Consider the following 16,953-nt stretch of genomic DNA (forward strand, 5'->3'; position numbering starts at 1 on the left):
CCGGTCGGAGAGCCGGTAGCAAAATATGGGTCGGCCCGAAACGGATCGGTAGATGCTGGAGTTGGAACACGAGTTTCGCGTCGTCGATATCGCGACGCGGCTGCCGCCGACCGACGGGGGTGGGGACCCGACCAGCCGAGCGATCGGGCCCGATCGGCTCGAGCGGGAGATGCATCAGGCGGGAATCACCAAATCGGTCGTCTACCCGCCGTCACAGCCGGACACGAGTTACCTCGCGCCGAACAACGGCGTCGCCAGACGGAGCGTCGACCGCCCCTTCGTCGCCTTCGCCCGGATCAACGGCACCCAAACGCCGGGCCGGAAAGCCACGGGTCGGTTGCGAAACGCCGTCGCCAGCCGCGACGAGCACCACACCTCCCCCAGCGACATCGAGAAGTACGCCTACGACGACCGCTTTCACGGCTTCGTCCTCGATCCAACCGTCGACGACTACCCCGACGACGAGGTCCTCGCAGCCCTCGAGGACGTCGACCTCCCGGTGATCGTCCGCGGCGGCGTCGACGCGCCGCCCGAGACGCTCGCCGATGTCTTACTCGAGCGCTCGTTTCCGGTCATCGTCGGCCGGTTCGGCGGCCACCCCCTGAACCGCGAGCTGATGGACGAGATGATCGACCTGCTCGCGGAGTACGACGACTGCTACCTCGAGACGAGTTTCGTCCGGTATCGCGAGCAACTCGAGCGAGCGCTGTTAGAACACCCCGACCGCGTCTTCTTCGGCAGCGGCGCGCCCGCCTGCCACCCCAACGTCGCCGTCATGGAGATTCTGACCCTCGATGTCTCGGAGGATCTGCTCCGGCGCGCGTTTTCGAAGAACGCCTGTCGCGTGATCGAAGAACTCGCACCGGCCGCGAAACGCCGGAGGTAGGGTTCGATCGAGGCCGCGCGGTCATCGATCCGCTCGCCCGCGACGCGCTCGTGTTGCTGTTCCTCTCACGACGACCGGTGATCCGCTACGCCTCGCAATTGAATCGACAGACAGACCGTGTGGAATTTCGACCGGCATATTCTATACGTCCGAGATCAGGCTATATCTACGCTCTACACCTACTTTGAATACCACGACGAGCTGGCGGATCGGTACATTCATCATATTTCATGAACGGGAACCGACCGCATGCTCGATGGATTCGCACTGATACTGTTGCTCGCTGCGGCGGTGGCCTTTATCATCATCGCCACGGCGAAGTTGGATCTGCACGCGTTCCTCGCACTGTTGCTCGCCGCCTACCTGACCGGTCTCGCGGCGGGGATCGACCCCGCGGAGGTCGCCTCGCTCGTAACCGACGGGTTCGGCGGCATCCTCGGCTACATCGGGATCGTCATCATCGCCGGGACGATCATCGGCACCTGCCTCGAGCGGTCGGGTGCCGCGATCGTCATCGCGGAGACGATCCTCGACTACGTCGGCGAGGAGTACACGACCCAAGTGATGGCGATCACGGGGAGTGTCGTCTCGATTCCGGTGTTCTGTGACTCCGGGTTCGTCATCCTCTCCGGGCTGAACCGGTCGCTCGCCCAGCGGTCGGGACTCTCGCTGTCGACCCTCGGCGTGGCGCTCGCGGGCGGGCTCTACGTCACCCACGTCTTCGTCCCGCCGACGCCCGGCCCGATCGCGGCCGCGGGAATCATCGGCGCCGACATCGGTCTCGTCATGCTCGCCGGTCTCATCGTCAGCGCGCCGATCGTCTTCGTCGCCGCGACGTGGGCCGACAAAGTCGCCTCGAACTACCACATCGATCCGGACCCGGAGATGACGATCGACGAAATCAAAGCCGAGTACGGAACGATGCCCTCGCGGGCGGCATCGTTCGCGCCGCTGCTCGTTCCCATTGCGCTCATCGCGCTCGGCTCGATCGCCGCCTACCCCGAGGCCGAGAATCCGGAGCTCATCACCGGTACGCTCCAGCGCTGGTTGCTCTTTATCGGCGACCCCGCCGTCGCGCTGATCATCGGCGCGTTCATCGCCTTCGCGATCGTGCCCGACTTCACCAGCGACGTGACCGACGACTGGGTCTCCGACGGGATCACGAACGCCGCCGTCATCCTCGCGGTGACCGGTGCCGGCGGCGCGTTCGGTGAAGTCCTCTCCGCGCTTCCCCTCGAGGGCTTCATCACCGACACGCTGGGCGGTCTCGGCATCGGCCTGTTCGCCGCCTTCGTCGTCGCCGCGGCGATGAAGACCGCGCTCGGCTCCTCGACGGTCGCGATCCTGACCACGGCCAGCCTCGTCGCGCCGCTGCTGGGCTCGCTCGGACTGAACACCGAAATCGGGCAGGTGTTCACCGTCCTCGCGATCGGTGCCGGGAGCATGACCGTCAGCCACGCCAACGACTCCTACTTCTGGATCATCACGGAGTTCTCCGACATGGAGACCCAAACGGCCTATCAGGCCTGGACGCTCGCGACGCTGGTACTCGGCGTCTCGAGTGTCCTCTGGATCGTCGTCCTCCGAAACGTCGCGGGACTGGTCTTCTGAGACTGGGTTCCGCTCGCGGCTGATTCGGGAGTCGAACACCCGTTCTCGACTCCCGTCTCGTACCGAAGAGTGGACGCTACGACCGGACGACGAGCACCCGCAGATCGTTCAGATTCGTTCCGGTCGGTCCCGTCAGGACGAGGGCGTTGCGGGCCTCGAGATACGGGTACACGTCGTTTTTCTCGAGCGCCGCACGCGCCGTCTCGGGGTCCTCGACGGTCGCCCCGTCGACCAGCGCGCCGGCCGCGTCGGTCGCCCCGTCGATGCCGTCCGTGTCGACCGCAGCGACGGCGATGTCGCCGCCGTCTCCCGCCTCGCCACCGGCCTCGAGTTCGAGCGCCGCGCTCGTCGCGAACTCCTGATTCGGCCCGCCGGTCCCGTCGCCGCGGACCGTGACCGTCGTCTCGCCGCCGGAGAGGACCACGGCCGGCGGCTCGATCGGCGTCCCCGTCGCCCGAATTTCCTCCGCGATGGCGACCTGCATCGTGGCCGCGTCGCGGGCCTCGCCGCGGACGCGCGAGGAGAGCACGAGGGGCTCGTAGCCCCGCTCGGCCGCCGCGTCGCTGGCCGCCTCGAGGACGGTCATCCCGTCGGCGACGACGTGATTCGAGACGCGCTCGAACGCAGGGTCGTCAGGGCCCGGCGTCTCGCCGATCTCGCCGACCGCGCCGCGCTCGAGGTGTGCCGTGACGGCGTCAGGCGCGTCGATCTCGTACCGCTCGAGGACCGCGAGCGCCTCCGCGAACGTCGACGCGTCGGGCGCGACGGGGCCGCTCGCGATCACGCTCAGGTCGTTTCCGACGACGTCACTCAAAATCAGCGAGACGACGGTTGCGGGGGCGGCGCGGCCGGCCAGTCGGCCCCCCTTCAGTTCCGAGAGGTGCTTCCGGACTGCGTTGATCTCACTGATATCGGCCCCGCTCGCGAGCAGCGCGTCGGTCGTCGACTGGAGGGCGGCGAGCGACACGTCTCCCGCGGGGGCGGGCATGACGGCGCTGCCGCCGCCGGTGATCGCCGCCAGCACGAGCGTCTCCTCGCCGGCCGCGTCCGCCGCCTCGAGCACCGCTCGCGTCCCCTCGACGCCGCGCTCGCTCGGCACCGGATGGTCGCCCTCCCGGACCGTCACGCGCTCCGTTTCGACGGGGTCGTCCGTGACGACGACGCCGCGGTCGATCCGGTCTCCCAGAACGGTCTCGAGCGCGACGGCGACGTGTGCTGCGGCGTTGCCGCCGCCGAGGACGACGACCTCATCGTACTCGCCGAGGTCGTACGTCGTGTCGGCGACCCGGAGGGTGTCGCCCTCGAGCGAGACGGCTTCGCGGACGACGGTGCGGGGATGGCCCGCTTCGATTCCGGCTTCGACGCATGCGAGTGCGGCCTCGCGGGCCTCGCTCGAGGCGAGTCGGTCGCGGTCCTCGATCACGCGCGATCACCCGTCAACGCCGCTGGTCGATCACGGACATCGACGCTCGAGGAGGGGCGCATCTCGAGTGACGGCCGCTCGCTCGCCACCGACGCGCGCGACGCTGCGATTCGATCGACGGGACCCGTCGCTTCCATAGGCGGGGTCTCTCCCGGAAAACGGTAAAACTAGAGGATTCGAAACGTCACGTCCGGCCGTAGACGCGTTCCGATCGAACGCGGAGCGATCGACACAGCGCGGGCCACCGCTGTGGAGTCGGATTCGCTCTTTCAGTCGCGAGTTCAGTCGTGTCTGAAAGAGCGCTGACCCGTGAACGCTATCGCGGCATCCACCTTTTTCCACTCGGGTTCACTCACGACGTTCGTTCACCGCTCGCGCAAAAATCTGGACCAAAAAAGCCGCTCACTCACTACGTTCGCTCGCGGTCCTAATCGTGTCGGAAGCTCCGCTGACCCGTAAACGCCATCGCCATACCGTGCTCGTCGGCGGCCTCGATCACGTCCTCGTCGTTAACCGAGCCGCCGGGCTGGATGACTGCCTCGATGCCCGCCTCGGCGGCCTCCTCGATACCGTCCGGGAACGGGAAGAAGGCGTCCGAGGCCATCACTGCGCCCTCGGCGTCTTTCCCCTCGGCGTGCTCGTCGGCCTTCATCGCGGCCAGTCGGACCGCGTCGACGCGGGAAACCTGCCCCATTCCGATGCCGACGGTCTCCGTGCCGTCCGCGAAGAGGATCCCGTTCGATTTGACGTGCTTGAGCGTCTGCCACGCGAAGACCATCGTCTCGAGTTCCTCGTCCGTGGGCTCGCGCTCGGTGACGACCTCGAGGTCGTCGGCCGAGATGGACTGTAGATCCCGCTCTTGGACGAGGCGCCCGCCGACCAGCGGCTTCTCAGTGAAGCGCTCGGTGCGCTCGCCGAGTTCACCGACGTCGAGCACACGCAGGTTCTCCTTCTCGAAGAGCACCTCGAGGGCGTCGTCGGTGTAGCCGGGCGCGACGACGACTTCCTTGAACGAGTCGATGACCTGTTCGGCGGTTTCGGCGTCGCACTTGCGGTTGAGCGCGACGATGCCGCCGAAGGCGCTCATCGCGTCCGTCGAGAGGGCCTTCTCGTAGGCCTCGGCCAGCGAGTCGGCGGTCGCACAGCCGGCTGGGTTGGTGTGTTTGATGACCGCGGCCGCGGGCTCGTCGAACTCCTTGATCAGGTTGAGCGCGCCGTCGGCGTCGTTGTAGTTGTTGTAGCTGAGCGCCTTCGCGCCCTCGTTGAGTTGGTCGGCGTGGACGACGCTGGCCTCGTCCGCGGTGTAGTCGGCGTAGACCGCGGCATCCTGATGGGGATTCTCGCCGTACCGGAGCGTGTCCGCGCGGTCGTCCGAAACGAGTCTGCGCGTCGGCAGTCCGTCGTGGTCGTCGTCTCCGACCGTCGCGACATCCGCATCAACTGTCACTTCGCCCGCCTCGAGATCGATATCGACCGCGCCCTCGGCGAACCACTTCACGGCGCGCGGGTACGCGCGGAACTCGCTCTCGTAGAGCACCCGATCCTTGAGCGTCTCCTCGTCGTCGCCCTCGTAGACCGGGATCGGCTCCTGCGTAACGATCGGCCCGGCGTCGACTTCGTCCTCGAGGACATCGCCGTCCTCGTCGGTCGCGTCCGTGACGACGTGGACCGTACAGCCGGTGACCGAGACGCCGGCCTCGAGCGCGTCACCCCACGCGTCCATGCCGGGGAACGACGGCAGCAGGGCGGGGTGGACGTTCAGCGTGGTGGGTGCCTCGTCGAGGAACGTGTCGGAGAGGATCCGCATGTAGCCGTCCAGACAGACGAGGTCGAACTCGTAGTCCGAGAGGGCCTCGAGGACCGCCTCCTCGTGGTCGCTGCGGCTCATCCCGTCCTCGAGCGGGACGACTTCGGTCGGAATCCCGCGCTCAGCCGCGGCCTCGAGCACCGGCGCGTTCGCGTCGGTCGTCAGGACGACGGCGAACTCGGCTCCGCCCGGTTCGCGGTCGGCGATGTTCATCAGGTTGCGCCCTCGGTTGCCGGCCATCCCGGCGATTCGCGTCATGGTTGGACGCCCGCCCGCGAGCGGCAAAGTGGTTGCGGTCTCGGAAGGGTATGTATGCACGTTCGTGTGTCATTCCAACAGTATTCTCTCGTCTGTCGAGAGAGGTATGCACGCACGTGGCCTCGAGCGCTCCGGGTTTCGATACGCTTTTGCACCGCGCTGGACAGACTCGCACCATGACCGAGACCGACGCTCTGTACGCCGTCTCGCCGCTGGACGGCCGGTACGACGGCCGGACCGCGCCGCTGTCGCCGTACGCGAGCGAGGCCGCGCTCATGCGCGCCCGCGTTCGCGTCGAAGTCGAGTACCTGATCGCGCTCGCCGATTGCGAGGCGACGCCGCTCGAGATGGACCTCGAGGAGCGCACCCACCTCCGCGGGCTGTACGAACACTTCGCCGAGGAGGACGCCCGACTGATCAAGAAACTCGAGACGGAGGGCCACGCCGATTTCGAGGCGACGAACCACGACGTCAAAGCGGTCGAGTACTTTCTGCGCCACCGGCTGGACGAGGACAGCGACGCCTCGCCGTGGATCCACTTCGGGCTGACGAGCGAGGACGTGAACAACCTCGCCCACCGGCTGCTCGTCCGCGACGCGGTCGACGAGGTTCTGCTGCCCGAACTGTACGGCGTGCGGGACACCCTCGCCGACATGGCGCGCGACTACCGCGACCTCCCGATGCTCGCCCGCACCCACGGCCAGCCCGCCACGCCGACGACCTTCGGCAAGGAGATGGCCGTCTACGCCTCGCGACTGGGGCGTGCCACCGGTCGCATTCGGCAGGCAACCGACGAACTCAGCGGCAAGCTCGGCGGCGCGTCGGGCACCTACGCGGCCCACGTCGCCGCTTACCCCGATGTCGACTGGCAGGCCTTCGCGCGGGAGTTCGTCTCGGGACTCGGCCTCGAGTTCGAACAACTCACGACGCAGGTCAACCCCTGTGACGACCTCGCCGCGCTGTTCGACGCGTTCCGCGGGACCAACACCGTCTTGCTCGATCTCGATCTGGATATGTGGCTCTACGTCTCCGACCGCTACCTCGGACAGGAGGCCGTCGCGGGCGAGACCGGCTCCTCGACGATGCCCCACAAGGTCAACCCGATCGACTTCGAGAACAGCGAGGGCAACCTCTCGAAGGCGAACTCGGACCTGACCTTCCTCGCGGACTACGTCACCACCTCCCGGCTCCAGCGGGACCTCTCGGACTCGACGGTCAAACGCAACATCGGCGGCGCCTTCGCCCACTGCCTGATCGCCTACGGCAAGACCGCTGCGGGGCTCTCGAAGGTCGTCCCCAACGAACAGGTCATGCGCGACGACCTCGAGGACACCCCCGAGATCATCGGCGAGGCCGTCCAGACGATCCTCCGCCGCGAGGGGCAGGCGGACGCCTATGAACGCGTCAAGGCCGTCACCCGCGGGAAGGACGTCACCCTCGCGGACTTCCGCGAGATGTTCGACGATCTCGACGTCGACGAGGACGTCCGCGAGGAACTCCACGCGCTGACGCCGGCGGGCTACACCGGCGTCGCGAGCGAGCTAGTCGACGACCTCGAGTAAGTCACGGCCGACCGTTCCGGTTGTCGCCCACGCAACTGGTCCCGCCAATCCACGTCCGATTTCCGGGACCCCGTTCCCGGCTCTCGATTCCGAGACCGTGACTGTATTAATCGGCCTGCACCGAGAGTCGGTATGGAGTATCTCGTGTGGGTGCTCGTCGCCCTCGTGGCCTACGGACTGATGGCACCGCTGACGAGCGTCGTGACATCGGACGTGCCGCCCGCGGTCGCGCTCTTCCTCTCGACGACGATCTTCCTCGGGCTGACGACGGTCGTGCTCGTCACGACGGAGACCGGCAGCCTCGCCGACGCGATGACCCCGTCCGCGGGCATCGTCTACGTCGCCGGCCTGTTCCTCTCCTCGGGGATTCTCGCCTACTACCAAGCGCTCGAGCGGGGACCGGTGAGCGTCGTGGTGCCGATCTACGGGCTCTTCATCGTCGGGAGTTCGGTCATCGGAATCCTCTTTCTCGGCGAAGAGTTGACCGCGACTCGCGGTGCGGGCATCGTCGTCGCGGCGGTCGCGATCTACCTCGCCGCCGGGGGTGAGCAGTGATGCGGCGCTATCTGGGCCTGTCGCTGGTCGCCTGTCTGACCTACAGTCTGGTCGCGCCGCTGATCTCGGTCGCGATGACCGATCTCCCCAGCACGCTGGCGGTCTTCCTCTCGAACGCCGTCATGTTCGTGACGATCGGCCTCGTGATCGCCTATCGCGGTCTCCCGGTGCGGCCGTATCTCAGCCATCCCCGCACGCCCTACATCGGTGCGATGGGCGTGCTGTTGACCATCGGCCTGCTGACCTACTACCGGGCGCTCGAGCTCGGTCCGGTGAGCATCGTCGTGCCGATCTACGGCCTCTTCATCGTCATCAGTTCGCTGGCCGGTATCGTGGCCTTCGACGAAACCGTAACCCCCCGCAAGATCGCCGCGATCCTGTTGAGCGTGCTGGCGATCGTCCTGATGTCGATTTGATCGGCCGTCGTTCGTCGCTCTCAGTCCCCAAACTGGTTAGCGAACCGAAAGGATATTGTCCGACCGAGCCGATGTCGAGTCGTGCGACCCGCTCTCCGCTATCACGCGTCGATGGCCGTCACCGGCAGCGTTCTCGGGCTCACGGGCCTCTCCACCCTCGTCTCGGGAAACGTGACCATTCCAGCCGCCGGGTTGTCGATCGGCGGAATCGGGATGGTCCTCAGCGTGATCTACGAGCGGTACGTTTCGGACGATCCGGCCGTTCCCGATGGCCGAGTGATCCATCTCATGACACTCGGCGCATTCCTCGCGCTCCTCGGCGGAGTCATCTCTCTCGTGACGTAGCGGCCAGCCTGTCGACAGGCTCGAACGATCGCTCGCTCGAGCGTCGACCAATTGCTCCGAACGGCGTTACCCGACCAGTTCCGCGAGCGTCGCCTCGAGCGCCCGAGCGGCGTCGTGGACGGCGTCGACCCGCACGTACTCTCGCGGCGCGTGCGCGACGGCCCCTTCGTCGTCGGCGAGCACGCCGGGCCCGAAGACGACCGTCGGAGCGTCGGCCGCGAAGTAGGAGGCCTCGGTCGCCGCCGTAAAGGGACGGATCTCGCCGCCACTGGCGGCCGCGAGCGTCCGGGCAACCGGCACGTCGGGATCGGTGTCCCACGCCTCGAGGAACGGCGTCGGCCGGTCGGTAAAGCGGAACTCGAGGCCTACGTCCTCGGGGAGTGCGGCTCGCAGGTGTGCGGTCAGTGCCTCGTGGAACTCGTCGGCCGTCTCCGGGGGGACGCTCCGGCGGTCGACCGTGAGCGCGCAGTCGGCGGGCACCTGATTGGTCGCCTCGCCGCCCTCGACGACGGTCGGGGTGAGCGTCGCCGCGCCGAGTTGCGGGTGGGTCGGCGGCGCGTCCGCGCGCTCGCCGAAGGTCCGGATCGCCTCGAGGACGGACTCGAGGGCGGCGACGGCGTTCGTTCCGGTTTCGGGTTCGGCGGCGTGGGCGTTGGCACCGGAGAGGTGGATCGTCCCCTGAAACCGCCCCTTCGCGGCCGTACAGACGTCCAGATCGGTGGGTTCGCCGACGATCACCGCGTCCGCGTCGCGCGTGGGCGAGTCGTCGTCGGAGACCAGCGCGTAGGCACCCGTCGAGAGCACCTCTTCGTCGGGCGTAATCGCGAGCGTGACACGGTTGTCGGTCGGCTCGACCGCGAAAAAGGCCGAGAGCAGGGCCGCGAGCGGTCCCTTGGCGTCACAGGAGCCGCGACCGTGGATGACGCCGCCGTCGGCGTCGTCGACAGCGGCCGCATCGTCGCCAGCGCCGTCGCGCTCGTAGGAGACGTGCGGCGAGACGGTATCGATGTGCGTGTTCAACACGACGTGGGTCTCGGCGTCACTCGTCGGAAGCCCCCGACTCGCCAGCACGTTTCCGGCGTCGTCGACACAGGGCTCGAGGCCGCGGGCCTCGAGCGTCTCGCAGAGGAACTCCCGCATCGGACCGACATCCTCGTGAGAGGGGTTCTGGACGGCAGTCTCGAGGAACGCGATGGGGTCGAACGAATCGTCGCCTCCGGCCCCGTCGGCGGAATCGATGTCCGTCACGGCTCGACCGGCGACTCGACGGCTACCTCGCCGTCGAACTCGTGTTCGACGGGGCCGGCGAGGGTGGGACGGCCGCGCTCGTTGAAGCTGATCCGGAGATCGCCGCCCGGCGGATGAACGTCGACCGGGTCGGCGTCGGTGAGGCCGAGGCGACGCGCCGCGACGGCGATGGCGACCGCGCCGGTGCCACAGGAGTCGGTTTCGCCCTCGACGCCGCGCTCGTAGGTGCGCTGGCGGAAGCCGCCGTTCCCGTCGGAGCTGGCAACGCAGACGTTCGTTCCGTTCGGGAAGACGTCGGCGTAGCGTACCGGCGGGGCTACCTTCTCGAGGTCGACGGCGTCGACGTCGTCGACGAAGCTCACCGCGTGGGGGACGCCGGTGTTGACCATCGAGACCTCGAGGCCCTCGATCTCCTCGGACAGGACGGGTTCGTCGGCGGCGACGGGGATCTCGTCGGGGTCGAACGTGAGGTCGGTCATCTCGATGACGACGTCCTCGCCGTCGCGTTCGGCGCGCAGGGTGCCCGCCTGCGTATCGATCATCACGCTGTCGGTGCCGGTGCGGTCCATCGCCCACTCGGCGGCACAGCGGGCGCCGTTGCCGCACATGGGAGCCGTCGCGCCGTCGGGCTGGAACAGCGTCATCACGACCCGCGGGGGATCGAATTTGTCCTCGAGGGCGAGAAAGAGGATGCCGTCGGCACCGACGCCGTCGGTCCGGTCGCACTCGCGTTCGGCGAGTGCCCCCCGGTCGGGGACGTGTTCGTCCGTGTGGATGATGAGAAAGTCGTTGCCGGTGCCGTGGTACTTCTGGAATGGGACAGTCATCGTGCTATCGTTCGTCGTTGTCGGTGTCGCTCGCTCGCTCGTGGTCGTTCTTTCGGTCTGCGTTCGAGGCCCGCCGCGCCTCGCGTTCCGGCCGCGTCACGTCGTCGACCGTCTCGCGGCGGCGAGCGAGTCGAACGTCGCCGTCCGCGAGGATGACGGACGCGGGCCGGGGTCGGGAGTTGTACTGGTTCGCCATCTCGTAGCCGTAGGCCCCCGCGTTGCCGATCGCGAGGATATCCCCACGTTTGCTTACCGGTAGTTCGCGGTCCGTACAGAAAACGTCGCCGCTCTCGCAGATCGGGCCGGCGACGGTCTGGGGAGCCGTCTCGCGGCCGTCGGCAGCGCGCTCGGTGCGATCGCTCGAGGCGGGCGCGTCGGCGGTCAGGTTCCGAATCGGGTGATAGGCGTCGTACATCGCGGGCCGGATCAGCGTCGTCATCCCCGCGTCGACGCCGGCGACGGTCGTCTCGCGGGCGTCCTTGACGGTGTTGACTTCGGTCAGCAGCACGCCCGCGTCCGCGACGAAGTAGCGACCCGGCTCGATCGTCAGTTCGGCGTCGATCTCGCCGAGCGCGTCGCGCGTCGCATCGGCGACCGACTCGAGGTCCAGCGGCTCTTCGTCCTCGCGGTACGGAACGCCGAAGCCGCCGCCGACGTCGACGAACTCGAGGCCGTCGACAGCCTCGCTCACCTCCCGAGCAAGATCCCCCATCCGCGCGACGAATTCCCGGTGGGCGTCGAGCTGGTCGCTCGAGACGCCGGAGCCGACGTGGGCGTGGATCCCGACGACGTCGAAGCCGCGGTCGGCGGCGTCGGTAAGCACGTCGACGGCGCGCTCGGCCGGGACGCCGAACTTCGCGGCAGCGCCCGTCCGCACTTTCTCGTGGTGGCCGGCGCCGATCCCCGGATTCACCCGCAGACAGAGCCGACCGTCGTAGCCGCGGTCCTCGAGGCGGTCGATCGTATCCTCGGAGCCAGCGGTGACCGTCAGGTCCGGGTGCTCGTCCCACGTATCGACGATCCAATCGAGGTCGCGAGCGGGCGGGTTGACCGCCGTGTAGTGAATTTCGGCCCCGGACGCGCCCGCCTCGAGCGCCCGCTGTACTTCCCCGGCGGAGGCGCACTCGAGGCCCGCGCCCGCCTCGCGGAGCGCCGAGAGCACGTCGCCCAGCGCGTTCGCCTTCACCGCGTAGAGGATGTCGGCGTCGGGGAACGCGGCCTCGAGCCGCCGGTAATTCTGTCGGACGCGCTCGAGGTCGAGGACGTACAGCGGCGAGCCGTACTCCTCGGCGAGTCCCTGCAGTTCGGCCGCGTCCCAGTCGGAGAGACGGCGAACGGGCAACGAATCCGCAGCGTCAGTCATTGTCATGTCCACGCGACCGTGAGAATTCAAGGTTTGGATTCCGGGCCACCGTCTCACTCCGCGGTCCGGCAGCCCGACTGGAGATTATACGCCGGCCTCGGGTTGGATAATAAATATTATCTTGCTGCTCTCGGGACATTCGCTCGATGCCCTCCCCGTTCCGTCGCGATGTCGGTCTCGCCCTCCTCGCGCTCGGGTTGCTCGCTGCGCCCTTGTGGTCACTGCCGTTGCACTTGGACGAACCAACCTATCGGTACGAGGGGACAGCGGTGACGGCCGGCAACGGCAGTATCGACTACGCCGACAGCGACATGGTCTCGCACGAGACGCCGCTTCGCGACGAGATCGCCTGTATGGACGGGATTCCCTGGGAGGTCCGACCGTGTGCGTTCGAGCGATTACTGCTCGAGAATCGGACCGTCCCGACGGACATCTACTACGGCAGTGCCGGTCGCGTACGGCCGCCGGTCGACGACCGCTACCGGTACGTCCTCCTCAACGGGAGCGTCTACGAGACGACCTACATCGCGAACGAGTCGGTCCAGCGGCACGGCGACTACCGCATCGATCTGGCCCTCGAGCGGACGACCCTCGAGCAGGTGCTACAGGACGTGAGTCGCTCCGTGACGGCCGAGGAGGTGTCGCCGACCGTCGCCGAAGCCGCACAGAGCGGCGACGCCCGGTCCCACCGTGAGGTCGAGAGTCCCGATACGCTGCTCCGACTCGAGGACGGGACGTTTCAGTACGTTACGCTGACCGAGGAGAGCGATCCGTCTCTGGCGGCACGTAGTCTCGACTTCCTGTTGACGTATTTCGCGCCGCTGCTCGGACTTGCGCTGCTCGGGTATCTCTCTCGGCGCGTCGAGGTGACCTACGTCGGGGATAAGCGCCAGTAGTTCGGCCACGTCCCAGTCGAAGGCGGTGAACGGTCGACAAAGCCGCGGCGTCAGCCAGTAGCGTATACAAGTACCCAGGAGAATTCGAGCGTTTGGCTTCTCCGCTACGTCGGTTCCGTTTCTTCGATCGCGATCCGATCGGCCGCCACCTCGCCGATCGATTTGTCCGACGAAACGATCGGGCCCTCGTCCGCGTAGGCGACGTGGTACGCATCGAACGCAGTGAGTCCCGACTGTTCCATGTAGTCCGCCGCCTGAAACAGGACGGCTTCGTCTTCGGGGACCGACGCGATCTCGAGCGCGTACGTGAGTGCTTCCATTCGATCGAACTCGAACCGATCGGAGATCACGAGCAGTTCGAGTAGCGTCGCGCGTGACGTATAGATCTCTCCCTCGTTCTCGAGTGCGATCTCAACCCCCCGATCCTGCAGCCGGTCGTCTTTCACCAGTGCGATGAAGAAGTCGGTGTCGGCGTAGATCATCGGATCCTACTCGCTCGTGTCGTCCGTCGCGTCTTCTCGAGCGGCCTCACGCGCCTCTCGTTTGATCTCGTCGATCGACCTGCCGTCGAAAGCGTCACCGACGGCGTCTCGAAGCCCCTCGATCGGATCGTCTTTCAGCGGGATCAGTTCGACACGATCGTCGAGTTCGACGACGCGGTACCGGTCGCCGTGTCGCTCACGGATCTCGTGGGGAATAACGATTCGACCCCTGTCATCGGCCTCTGCCCGTTTGCTCATTACCGTTCTCTATCGGGGGAACAGTGAAAAATCCTCCCACTGTCCGTATCCCCTTCCCCACCAATCTTCGATCGTATACGGACCCGCGGCTACGTCGGCCACTATCGAGCGGTGTGTCACACTGTCGTCGTGAAAAAGCCGTTCGAAAGAGCGGCTATTCGCGCAGCGCGTCTTCGCGTTCGGTCGCCTCGAGCGTCTCCGTCTCCAGATCCGTCGCGACGACGGCGGGCTTGTAGGCCCCGCCGTCGAAGAGGTCGTGGTCGCTGATCGAGGACTCGACGAAGCGGGTGAACGCGCGGCGGTCGGCGGGTAGTTCGCCGTAGAGAACCTCCTCCTCGACGAGGTCGTAGACCGGAATTCGGGGGGTGAGGAGGGTATTCTCGCCAACAACGCTGTTCTCGCCGACGACGAAGCCGCTGGTGACCCGACAGCCCGCGCCCAGCGAGACGTTGTCCTCGACGATGACCGGCGCGTTCTCGACGGGCTCTAAGACGCCGCCGATGAGGGTGTTCGCGCCGAGTTTGACGTTGTCGCCGATCTGTGCACAGGAGCCCACCGTATCGCAGGAGTCGACGAGGGTACCGTCGCCGACCCGAGCGCCGATGTTGACGAACGCGGGACTCATCAGGATGCAGTCCGAACCGATGTTCGCGCCGCGGCGGACGACCGTACCGTCCGGCGTGTTGCGGCTCCCGCGGTCGCCGTACTCGCTCGAGTCGGCGAGCGGGAGCACGTCGTTGTACGTGGTGCCGCCGTGGTCGTACTGCTGGATGTCGCGGAGCCCGAAGTTCAGCAGGATACCCTGCTTGACCCACTCGTTTGCCTCCCACTCGCCGCCCTGTTTCTCGGCGGCGCGGACCTCGCCGTCCTCGAGCGCGTCGAGGAAGGCCTCGAGCGTCGCGTATTCGTCTTCGCCGGCGGTCTCGGCGCTGACGTCGCCGTTCTGTTTGCGGTCCCACAGCTCGCCGATTTCGGTTTCGAGTGCGCTCATTCGCTGATCACGTCCGCGAAGTCGTACCACCCTGCCTTTTGTCCAGCGATCCAGACCGCCGCGTCGACCGCCCCCGCGGCGAAGACGCCGCGGTCCTCGGCGCGGTGGGTGAGCCGAACCTCCTCGTGGTTGCCCGCGATGACGATCTCGTGCTCGCCGGTGACGTCGCCCGCCCGCAGCGCGTGGACGCCGATCTCGCCCTCCTCCCGTGGGGCCTCTCCCTCGCGCCCGTGCGTGCGCTCGTTGAAGTCACCGTTGGCCTCGATCTCCTCGAGCAGGCGGTTCGCGGTGCCGCTCGGGGCGTCGCGTTTGCCGTTGTGGTGGGTCTCGACGAGTTCCACGTCGTAGCCGGGCAGGTTCCGGACCGCGTCGCCGACGACGTTGACCAGCGCCTGCACGCCGCGTGCGAAGTTCGGCGCGTGGAGCACGGCGACGTCCTCGCTCGCCGCCTCGAGGGCCCCGTACTGGTCGTCGTCGAACCCGGTCGTCCCGGTGACGAACGCGACGCCGGCGGCGGCACAGACCCGCGCGTAGTCGGCGGCCGACTCGGGGCCGGTGAAGTCGATCACGGCAGTCGGCTCGCGGTCGGCGACCAGCGACGCGAACTCGGCCGCGGACTCGATGTCGACGCCCGCGACGGTCTCGCCGTCGGGTTCGCGATTGACGGCGAAGACGACCTCGCAGTCCTCGCGGCCCGTCGCGGCGCTCAGAACCTCGCGACCCATGCGACCGGTCGCGCCGGTGACGCCGAGTCGGACCGTCATCGGTCGCCCTCCGCCGCGTCGGCGACCTCGGTCGTGTCGCGCTCGAGGTCGGCGAGTACCGCCTCGAGGTCGTCGCGGTACTCGTCCGCCAGTCGGGAGAGCGGCGGACGCATGCGAGCGGGGCCGTAGCCGCGGATCTGCATGGCCTCCTTGACCGGGATCGGGTTGGTCTCGACGAAGAGCCCGCGGAACAGCGGCCCGAGTTCGTGGTGGAGGCTCCGTGCGCGCTCGTAGTCGCCGTCGATCGCCGCGCCGACCATCGCGCAGGTCCGCTCGGGTTCGATGTTCGCGGCGACGCTGATCGTCCCGGTGCCGCCGACGGAGATGGTCGGCAGGGTGAGCGCGTCGTCGCCCGAGAGGACCGCGAAGTCCTCGTCGGTCGTGCGCTCGGCGATCTCGCCGATCTGGCCGAGGTCGCCGCTCGCGGCCTTGAAGCCAGCAATATTGTCGTGGGTCGCGAGTTCGACAACGGTGTCGGGTTCGATATTGCGGCCCGTCCGCGAGGGGACGTTGTAGACGATCTGGGGCAGGTCGACCGCATCCGCAATCGTCCGGTAGTGTTCGATCAGTCCGCGCTGTTCGGGCTTGTTGTAGTACGGCGAGATGAGCAACAGCCCGTCAGCGCCCGCTTCGGCGGCGCGTTCGGAGAGCTCGAGCGCCTCGCGCGTGTTGTTCGATCCGGTGCCCGCGATGACCGGCACGTCGTCGACGGCCTCGATGACGGCCTCGACGACGCGCACGTGTTCGTCGTGGGTCAAGGTTGCCGATTCGCCGGTCGAGCCGACGGGGACGAGCCCGTCGACGCCCGCGGCCTCGAGGCGCTGGGCATCGGCCTGCAGTGTTTCGAAATCGATCCGCTCGTCCTCGTCGAAGGGCGTACACATCGCCGGGAAGACGCCCGAAAGGTCGATTGCTGAACTCATGTGTTGTGTGGTGTCGGTGGGTCGTGTCTCGGCCGCCGATCGGGAGGGTGTATCGGTTCCGATCGGCGGGGTGTCAGTGGTGGTCGGTGGAGTCCGTGCGCGGTCGAAACGTCCCCGGGACGGGATGCCAACCCGCCGCGAGCACACTCACGCGCGTTTGCGTTTGATAAAACGAGGGCAGACGCCGCTCGCGACGGGACCGCCGGTCGAGGGAGCGACGTGGCGCATATACGCTCAACGGAGTTGATCCGACTTATTCGTTGTGTCTTTGACCGGACTGATCGCGTGCTATTCGATATCTCACATACAATTCCGCGTAATTTATCCCCGAGCGTTAC

Annotated in this window: 18 protein-coding genes; 7 read left to right on the top strand and 11 right to left on the bottom strand. The window is 67.3% G+C overall.

The genetic code is table 11. From position 1 onward, the window contains the following. Positions 1 to 52: 52 nt before the first annotated feature. Positions 53 to 886 (top strand): amidohydrolase family protein, encoded by an 834-nt coding sequence (locus tag FEJ81_RS15400; protein WP_138246117.1) that lies wholly within the window; start codon positions 53 to 55, stop codon positions 884 to 886. A gap of 249 nt (positions 887 to 1,135) precedes the next feature. Beyond that, complete coding sequence (locus FEJ81_RS15405) at positions 1,136 to 2,497, top strand: GntP family permease (RefSeq protein ID WP_138246118.1); 1,362 nt, start codon at positions 1,136 to 1,138, stop codon at positions 2,495 to 2,497. A gap of 76 nt (positions 2,498 to 2,573) precedes the next feature. Here FEJ81_RS15405 and FEJ81_RS15410 read toward each other — a convergent pair whose 3' ends face one another. The 3 genes from FEJ81_RS15410 to purH all read right to left on the bottom strand — a co-directional run bounded on the left by FEJ81_RS15410 (position 2,574) and on the right by purH (position 5,985). Then, positions 2,574 to 3,920 carry a glycerate kinase type-2 family protein gene (locus FEJ81_RS15410; protein ID WP_138246119.1) on the bottom strand — a complete coding sequence of 449 codons (1,347 nt, stop codon included), beginning with the start codon at positions 3,918 to 3,920 and terminating at the stop codon, positions 2,574 to 2,576. Then, positions 3,917 to 4,057, bottom strand: a complete 141-nt coding sequence (locus FEJ81_RS23310; RefSeq protein ID WP_175416445.1) for a hypothetical protein — start codon at positions 4,055 to 4,057, stop codon at positions 3,917 to 3,919. Before FEJ81_RS23310 ends, FEJ81_RS15410 begins: the two co-directional genes overlap by 4 nt. A gap of 290 nt (positions 4,058 to 4,347) precedes the next feature. Then, the gene (purH, locus tag FEJ81_RS15415; protein ID WP_138246120.1) at positions 4,348 to 5,985 is read right to left on the bottom strand and encodes a bifunctional phosphoribosylaminoimidazolecarboxamide formyltransferase/IMP cyclohydrolase; all 1,638 of its coding nucleotides are present in this window, start codon (positions 5,983 to 5,985) and stop codon (positions 4,348 to 4,350) included. Between the two features lie 176 nt (positions 5,986 to 6,161). Here purH and purB point away from each other — a divergent pair, with 176 nt between their 5' ends. The 4 genes from purB (at position 6,162) to FEJ81_RS15435 (ending at position 8,863) form a co-directional block, all read left to right on the top strand. Further along, positions 6,162 to 7,547 (top strand): adenylosuccinate lyase, encoded by a 1,386-nt coding sequence (purB, locus tag FEJ81_RS15420; RefSeq protein WP_138246121.1) that lies wholly within the window; start codon positions 6,162 to 6,164, stop codon positions 7,545 to 7,547. 132 nt (positions 7,548 to 7,679) lie between these two features. Further along, positions 7,680 to 8,102: an EamA family transporter gene (locus FEJ81_RS15425; protein WP_138246122.1), complete on the top strand. Its 423-nt coding sequence runs from the start codon at positions 7,680 to 7,682 to the stop codon at positions 8,100 to 8,102. After that, entirely contained in the window at positions 8,102 to 8,518 is a 417-nt protein-coding gene (locus tag FEJ81_RS15430) for an EamA family transporter (RefSeq protein WP_138246123.1), read from the top strand. Before FEJ81_RS15425 ends, FEJ81_RS15430 begins: the two co-directional genes overlap by 1 nt. Positions 8,519 to 8,599: 81 nt before the next feature. After that, positions 8,600 to 8,863: a hypothetical protein gene (locus FEJ81_RS15435; protein ID WP_138246124.1), complete on the top strand. Its 264-nt coding sequence runs from the start codon at positions 8,600 to 8,602 to the stop codon at positions 8,861 to 8,863. A gap of 66 nt (positions 8,864 to 8,929) precedes the next feature. On the opposite strand, the gene FEJ81_RS15440 is transcribed toward FEJ81_RS15435, so the two are convergent. Genes FEJ81_RS15440 through lysA form a run of 3 tightly spaced genes read right to left on the bottom strand, consistent with a single transcriptional unit; the run spans position 8,930 to position 12,301 of the window. Further along, on the bottom strand, positions 8,930 to 10,111 hold the full coding sequence (locus tag FEJ81_RS15440) for a M20 family metallopeptidase (RefSeq protein WP_138246125.1): 1,182 nt from the start codon (positions 10,109 to 10,111) through the stop codon (positions 8,930 to 8,932). Then, positions 10,108 to 10,938: a diaminopimelate epimerase gene (dapF, locus tag FEJ81_RS15445; RefSeq protein ID WP_138246126.1), complete on the bottom strand. Its 831-nt coding sequence runs from the start codon at positions 10,936 to 10,938 to the stop codon at positions 10,108 to 10,110. Before dapF ends, FEJ81_RS15440 begins: the two co-directional genes overlap by 4 nt. A 4-nt stretch (positions 10,939 to 10,942) precedes the next feature. Continuing rightward, positions 10,943 to 12,301, bottom strand: coding sequence for a diaminopimelate decarboxylase (gene lysA, locus FEJ81_RS15450; RefSeq protein WP_138246127.1), 1,359 nt, complete (start codon positions 12,299 to 12,301; stop codon positions 10,943 to 10,945). Positions 12,302 to 12,447: 146 nt separating this feature from the next. On the opposite strand from lysA, the gene FEJ81_RS15455 reads away from it, so the two are divergent. Further along, positions 12,448 to 13,197 (top strand): hypothetical protein, encoded by a 750-nt coding sequence (locus FEJ81_RS15455; RefSeq protein ID WP_138246128.1) that lies wholly within the window; start codon positions 12,448 to 12,450, stop codon positions 13,195 to 13,197. A 104-nt stretch (positions 13,198 to 13,301) separates the two neighbouring features. Here the strand turns inward: FEJ81_RS15455 and FEJ81_RS15460 are convergent, their stop codons facing one another. The 5 genes from FEJ81_RS15460 to dapA all read right to left on the bottom strand — a co-directional run bounded on the left by FEJ81_RS15460 (position 13,302) and on the right by dapA (position 16,615). Then, entirely contained in the window at positions 13,302 to 13,679 is a 378-nt protein-coding gene (locus tag FEJ81_RS15460; protein WP_138246129.1) for a type II toxin-antitoxin system VapC family toxin, read from the bottom strand. 6 nt (positions 13,680 to 13,685) lie between these two features. Beyond that, positions 13,686 to 13,937, bottom strand: a complete 252-nt coding sequence (locus tag FEJ81_RS15465) for an AbrB/MazE/SpoVT family DNA-binding domain-containing protein (RefSeq protein WP_138246130.1) — start codon at positions 13,935 to 13,937, stop codon at positions 13,686 to 13,688. A 154-nt stretch (positions 13,938 to 14,091) separates the two neighbouring features. After that, the gene (locus FEJ81_RS15470) at positions 14,092 to 14,928 is read right to left on the bottom strand and encodes a 2,3,4,5-tetrahydropyridine-2,6-dicarboxylate N-succinyltransferase (protein ID WP_138246131.1); all 837 of its coding nucleotides are present in this window, start codon (positions 14,926 to 14,928) and stop codon (positions 14,092 to 14,094) included. Further along, positions 14,925 to 15,692: a 4-hydroxy-tetrahydrodipicolinate reductase gene (gene dapB / locus FEJ81_RS15475; protein ID WP_138246132.1), complete on the bottom strand. Its 768-nt coding sequence runs from the start codon at positions 15,690 to 15,692 to the stop codon at positions 14,925 to 14,927. The genes FEJ81_RS15470 and dapB overlap by 4 nt, the downstream gene beginning before the upstream one ends. Continuing rightward, positions 15,689 to 16,615: a 4-hydroxy-tetrahydrodipicolinate synthase gene (dapA, locus tag FEJ81_RS15480; protein WP_138246133.1), complete on the bottom strand. Its 927-nt coding sequence runs from the start codon at positions 16,613 to 16,615 to the stop codon at positions 15,689 to 15,691. Before dapA ends, dapB begins: the two co-directional genes overlap by 4 nt. Positions 16,616 to 16,953: the final 338 nt, after the last annotated feature.

Source organism: Natrinema versiforme (genome assembly GCF_005576615.1).
Lineage (GTDB): Archaea > Halobacteriota > Halobacteria > Halobacteriales > Natrialbaceae > Natrinema > Natrinema versiforme_A.

Bases quoted from the DNA above. Each gene is read 5' to 3' on its own strand.
- FEJ81_RS15400 (WP_138246117.1), top strand. From the start codon at position 53: ATGCTGGAGTTGGAACACGAGTTTCGCGTCGTCGATATCGCGACGCGG.
- FEJ81_RS15405 (WP_138246118.1), top strand. From the start codon at position 1,136: ATGCTCGATGGATTCGCACTGATACTGTTGCTCGCTGCGGCGGTGGCC.
- FEJ81_RS23310 (WP_175416445.1), bottom strand. From the start codon at position 4,057: ATGGAAGCGACGGGTCCCGTCGATCGAATCGCAGCGTCGCGCGCGTCG.
- purH (WP_138246120.1), bottom strand. From the start codon at position 5,985: ATGACGCGAATCGCCGGGATGGCCGGCAACCGAGGGCGCAACCTGATG.
- purB (WP_138246121.1), top strand. From the start codon at position 6,162: ATGACCGAGACCGACGCTCTGTACGCCGTCTCGCCGCTGGACGGCCGG.
- FEJ81_RS15425 (WP_138246122.1), top strand. From the start codon at position 7,680: ATGGAGTATCTCGTGTGGGTGCTCGTCGCCCTCGTGGCCTACGGACTG.
- FEJ81_RS15430 (WP_138246123.1), top strand. From the start codon at position 8,102: ATGCGGCGCTATCTGGGCCTGTCGCTGGTCGCCTGTCTGACCTACAGT.
- dapF (WP_138246126.1), bottom strand. From the start codon at position 10,938: ATGACTGTCCCATTCCAGAAGTACCACGGCACCGGCAACGACTTTCTC.
- lysA (WP_138246127.1), bottom strand. From the start codon at position 12,301: ATGACTGACGCTGCGGATTCGTTGCCCGTTCGCCGTCTCTCCGACTGG.
- FEJ81_RS15455 (WP_138246128.1), top strand. From the start codon at position 12,448: ATGCCCTCCCCGTTCCGTCGCGATGTCGGTCTCGCCCTCCTCGCGCTC.
- FEJ81_RS15460 (WP_138246129.1), bottom strand. From the start codon at position 13,679: ATGATCTACGCCGACACCGACTTCTTCATCGCACTGGTGAAAGACGAC.
- FEJ81_RS15465 (WP_138246130.1), bottom strand. From the start codon at position 13,937: ATGAGCAAACGGGCAGAGGCCGATGACAGGGGTCGAATCGTTATTCCC.
- FEJ81_RS15470 (WP_138246131.1), bottom strand. From the start codon at position 14,928: ATGAGCGCACTCGAAACCGAAATCGGCGAGCTGTGGGACCGCAAACAG.
- dapB (WP_138246132.1), bottom strand. From the start codon at position 15,692: ATGACGGTCCGACTCGGCGTCACCGGCGCGACCGGTCGCATGGGTCGC.
- dapA (WP_138246133.1), bottom strand. From the start codon at position 16,615: ATGAGTTCAGCAATCGACCTTTCGGGCGTCTTCCCGGCGATGTGTACG.